Origin of the sequence: Roseisolibacter sp. H3M3-2 (assembly GCF_029211165.1) — a bacterium.
In the GTDB taxonomy this organism is placed as follows: Bacteria; Gemmatimonadota; Gemmatimonadetes; order Gemmatimonadales; family Gemmatimonadaceae; genus Roseisolibacter.
The window spans coordinates 1-4,165 of sequence record NZ_JARGEK010000393.1 but is presented as its reverse complement, the minus strand read 5'-3'; the positions used below and the strand labels follow the sequence as shown (position 1 = coordinate 4,165).

The 4,165-nt window shown below is 77.1% G+C and carries 5 protein-coding genes; 1 reads left to right on the top strand and 4 read right to left on the bottom strand.

The window, feature by feature from the left end:
* The 4 genes from PYV61_RS21750 to PYV61_RS21735 form a co-directional block, all read right to left on the bottom strand.
* Positions 1-680, bottom strand: a 680-nt coding sequence (locus tag PYV61_RS21750; RefSeq protein ID WP_275835603.1) for a fused MFS/spermidine synthase, incomplete at its 3' end; no start/stop codon positions are given.
* Positions 681-816: 136 nt separating this feature from the next.
* Entirely contained in the window at positions 817-1,842 is a 1,026-nt protein-coding gene (locus PYV61_RS21745; protein WP_275835602.1) for an NAD(P)H-quinone oxidoreductase, read from the bottom strand.
* 16 nt (positions 1,843-1,858) lie between these two features.
* Complete coding sequence (locus PYV61_RS21740; protein WP_275835601.1) at positions 1,859-2,470, bottom strand: cytochrome P450; 612 nt, start codon at positions 2,468-2,470, stop codon at positions 1,859-1,861.
* Positions 2,467-3,225, bottom strand: coding sequence for a cytochrome P450 (locus tag PYV61_RS21735; protein WP_275835599.1), 759 nt, complete (start codon positions 3,223-3,225; stop codon positions 2,467-2,469). The genes PYV61_RS21740 and PYV61_RS21735 overlap by 4 nt, the downstream gene beginning before the upstream one ends.
* Before the next feature lie 137 nt (positions 3,226-3,362).
* Between PYV61_RS21735 and PYV61_RS21730 the strand changes: the two genes are divergently transcribed.
* Positions 3,363-4,052 (top strand): TetR/AcrR family transcriptional regulator, encoded by a 690-nt coding sequence (locus PYV61_RS21730; RefSeq protein WP_275835597.1) that lies wholly within the window; start codon positions 3,363-3,365, stop codon positions 4,050-4,052.
* Positions 4,053-4,165 lie beyond the last annotated feature (113 nt).

Sequence of the window (4,165 nt, the reverse complement as noted above, 5' to 3'; positions counted from 1 at the left end):
GCCGGCGCGGGCGCCAGCGCCAGCGCGCCGTCCACCGGCGCGGCGTCGACGGCGTCGTCGTCGGTCGGGTCGAGGCGCGTGACGAGCCACGCCACCGCCGCGACCGCGAGGTTGCAGGCCGCCGCCACGCGCAGCGTCCCGGGGAGCCCGACCGCCGAGAGCAGCGTGAAGCCGGCCAGCAGCACGCCCCCCGCGGCCCCGAGCGAGTTGGCGAAGTAGAGCAGCGCCAGCGTGCGCCCCGGCCGGGCGGGGGCGCGGCGGATCGCGCCCGCGCTCATCAGCGGGAAGGTCGCGCCGAGCAGCACCGACTGCGGGAGGATCAGCAGCGCCGCGATCGTCCACTTCGCGACCAGCACCACGCCCCCCGCCGGCAGCCGCGGGAACAGCCCGTCGTACGCCGCGTCGGTGACCGCGCGGAAGATGGCGTGGAACACCACCCCGATCGCCGCCACCGCCAGCTCCACCGCCGCGTACCACAGCAGCGGGTCGCGCAGCCGCTCCGACCGCCGCCCCACCAGGTGCGCGCCCAGCGACATCCCGCCGAGGAAGATCACGAGCACGAGGACCTGCGCGTACGCCCCGTGGCCGACAAACAGCCCGAGGTAGCGCGACCAGATCGACTCGTACATCAGACCGGCGGCGCCGGAGACGACGAAGACGAGGTAGAGCAGGGGGAGCATGGACGCGCGGAGGACTGCGGGAGTCGTGACGGCGGGAGCCTTCGCGGCGGGAGTCGTCGGAGCGCAGCGCGCCGTCACGACTCCCGCCGTTGCGACTCCCGCAGTAACGACTCCCGCCCCCCAAAAGGGAAGCGCCCTACTCGATCAGGATCCCCACCTTCCCGACCGTGGCGTTGGACTCGAGCAGCTCGTGCGCCGCCGCGATCTCGCCCAGCGGGAACGTCCGGTCGAGCGTCGCGCGCACCGCCCCCGACGCCAGCAGCGGGACGACCTCGTCGCCGAATCGCATCGCGGTCGCGATCCGCTCCTCCAGCGGGCGCGCGCGCATCACCGTGCCGCGCACCGTGAGCCGGCCGCGCAGGATCCGGCCGAGGTCGAGCGGCGCCGTCGCGCCGGCGACGAGGCCGATCAGCACCAGGCGGCCGAGCGGCGCCATGGCGTGCAGCGTCGCCGCCGTGTAGGCGCCGCCCACCAGGTCGAGCGCGACGTGCGCGCCGCCGCGCGCGCCGCCGTGCCCCTCCACGTGCGCCCCGACGAAGGCGGCCAGCGTCTCGCCGAGCCCGGTCGGGTCGTCGGCGGTCGCGCGGTCCACCGCGAGGCCGGCGTGCATCCCGAGCGCGCGCGCCGCCTCCAGCTTGGACGCGGTGCGCGCGGTGCCGAGCGGCCGCAGCCCGAAGGCGCGCGCGAGCTGCACCGCCGCCAGCCCGACCCCGCTCGCCACCGCGTGCACCAGCGCCGTCTCGCCGGGGCGGGCGTTGGCCTGCCAGAGCGCGTCGTGCGCGGTCATGAACGCCTCCGGCACCGCCCCCGCCTCGGCCCACGACAGCGCGTCGGGGACGCGCGCCGCGGTGCGCTCGTGCACCACCAGGTACTCGGCGTGCCCGCCGCCCCCCGTCAGGCCGAAGACGCGGTCCCCTTCCTTCCAGAGGCGCGCCCCCGGGCCGAGCGCGGCGACCTCGCCGGCGTACTCCAGCCCCGGGACGTCGGCGGGGGAGCCCGGCGGGGCGGGGTAGCCGCCGCGGCGCTGCAGCAGGTCGGCGCGGTTGAGCGCCGACGCGCGCACGCGCACCAGGATCTGCTCGGTCCCGGGCGCGGGCATCGGGACGTCGCGGAGCTGCAGGACGTCGGGCGGGCCGGGGCGGGTGATGACGGCGGCGTGCACGGGTGGGGAGGGGCGCTCAGCGCGGGTGGAGGGTCATCGGGATCCCGCCGCGCGGGCGGAGCGTGATGATCGGCTGCGGGGTGACGTCGGTGCCCGGCGCCAGCGCCAGCCGCCACCGCGGCGCCAGCGTCGCCAGCACCAGCAGCGCCTCGGTCCACGCGAACTGCTCGCCGATGCAGACGCGCGTCCCCGCGCCGAACGGGAAGTACGCGAGCTTCGGGCGCGCCGCCGGCGCGTCGGGGGCCCAGCGCGACGGGTCGAAGCGGTCGGGGTCGGGCCACCAGCGCGGGTCGCGGTGCGTGACCCACTGCGACAGCAGCACCCCGGCGCCGGCCGGGACCCGGTAGCCGCCGAACGTCACGTCCTCGAGCGCGATGCGCCCGACCGCGTACGCCGGCGGGTAGAGGCGCAGCGCCTCGCCCAGCACCTGCCGCGCGTAGCCGAGCCGCGGCACGTCGTCCATCGTCGCCGCGCGCCCGCCGAGCGGCGCGAGGGAGTCGAGCAGGGCGCGCTCGACGTCGGGGTGGCGCGCCAGCAGGTACCACGTCCACGCCAGCAGGTTGGCCGTCGTCTCGTGGCCGGCGAGGAACAGCGTCATCGCCTCGTCGCGCAGCTGCCGGTCGGTCATCCGCGCGCCGTCGTCCTCGGCGTCGGTGGCCTCCAGCAGGAGCGAGAGCAGAGCGAGAGCAGGTCGTCCCCGCCGCCGCTCCCCGCGCGCCGCGCCCGGATCAGGCCGTAGATGACCGCGTCGAGGTCGCGGCGCGCCGCGCGGAAACGTCTGGCGGCGGGGATCGGGAGGTGCTGCGCCCACCGCCCGAGCGCGGCGAACGCCGGCGTCGCCGACTGCAGCGCGACGTCGAGCGCGCGCGCCACCGCGTCGGCCTCGCGCGTGACGTCGTGGCCGAACAGCGTCTCGCCGACGATCGCCAGCGCGAGCGCCCCCATCTCGTCGGCGACGTCGACCGTCGCGCCGGCGCGGGACCGCCAGCGCGCGTCCCACCGCTCGGCGGCGCCGGTCATCGCCCGCGCGTACCCCGCGACGCGCTCCCGGTGGAACGCCGGCTGGGCGAGGCGGCGTTGGCGGAGGTGGAACGCCCCCTCGCTCGTCAGCAGCCCCTCGCCGAGCAGGAGCTTGAGCGTGCGGTAGCGGTAGCCGCGGGCGTAGCGGCGCTGCTCGGCGACCAGGACGTCGCGCACCATGTCGGGGTGCGACAGCAGCACCATCGTGCGCCCCGCCATGCGGAAACGGGCGACGTCGCCGTGGTGGTCGCGCAGCCCGGTCAGGAAGGCGAGCGGGTCGCGCGCCATCGCGCGCAGGAACTCGCCCGGGTAGCGCGCGCGCGGCCCCGGGGCGTCGGGCAGGGGGGGAACGGACGTCGCCATCGGTCCGCCGAAGCTCGCTGGGTCGAACGACCCACGCCAGATGCGTCCGGGCGGTGCGAGCTTTCGGTCACGGTTCGGTTTCCATGCAAGTGCTTACTTGCACTCCCGACCGGGCGGTGGTAGCGTTGCGCCCACTTATGGACACCCGTGAGAACCGCTGTCGCATCCTCGATGCGGCGGCCCGCGTCTACGCGCTGCTCGGCTTCCGCGGCGCGACCACCCGTCGCATCGCCGAGGCGGCGGGCGTCAACGAGGTGACCCTCTTTCGCACCTTCGGGTCGAAGGAGGCGCTCATCGCGGAGGCGCTGCGGGCGCGCGCGACCAGCCAGAGCGCGCCGCTGGCGCTGCCGGCCGACCCGCAGGACCCGGAGCGCGAGCTGACCGCGTGGGCGGCGGCGCACCTCGCCGAGCTGCGGGCGTCGCGCGCGCTCATCCGGCAGGCGATGAGCGACATGGGGGAGCGGCCGGAGGTCGCCCCGTGCGTCGCCTCCGGCTGGAGCGCCGCCGACGCCGAGCTGCGCCGCTACCTGGTGCGCCTCGTCGAGTGCGGCTTCGTCGACGCGCCGCGCCCGGTGACGGGGCCGACGCTCGCCCGGTACGACGACGTGTTCGCGGGGGGCGCCATGCTCATGGCGGCGCTGTTCAGCGACGCGATGGGGCGCGACATGATGCCCGAGATGTTCCCGCAGCCGGCGGACCGGGCGCCGGTGCTCTACGTGAGCCTCTTCCTGCGCGCGGTGCGGTGCCGGCCGTCGCGCGAGGAGGCCCCCGCCGCCCGCACCGGGGACGGCGGCCCGCGTCCGCGCGCGCGCCGCCGCGCCTCCTGACCCCCGACCACGCCCTCATGCCGTCCCTTTCCACCCGCGCCCTCGCGGCGCTGGGCCTCGCGCTCTGCGCGTCCGGCGCGCTCGGCGCGCAGGCGCCGGCCGCCGCGCGCCCC

Bases quoted from the DNA above. Each gene is read 5' to 3' on its own strand.
- PYV61_RS21740 (WP_275835601.1), bottom strand. From the start codon at position 2,470: ATGACCGACCGGCAGCTGCGCGACGAGGCGATGACGCTGTTCCTCGCC.
- PYV61_RS21735 (WP_275835599.1), bottom strand. From the start codon at position 3,225: ATGGCGACGTCCGTTCCCCCCCTGCCCGACGCCCCGGGGCCGCGCGCG.
- PYV61_RS21730 (WP_275835597.1), top strand. From the start codon at position 3,363: ATGGACACCCGTGAGAACCGCTGTCGCATCCTCGATGCGGCGGCCCGC.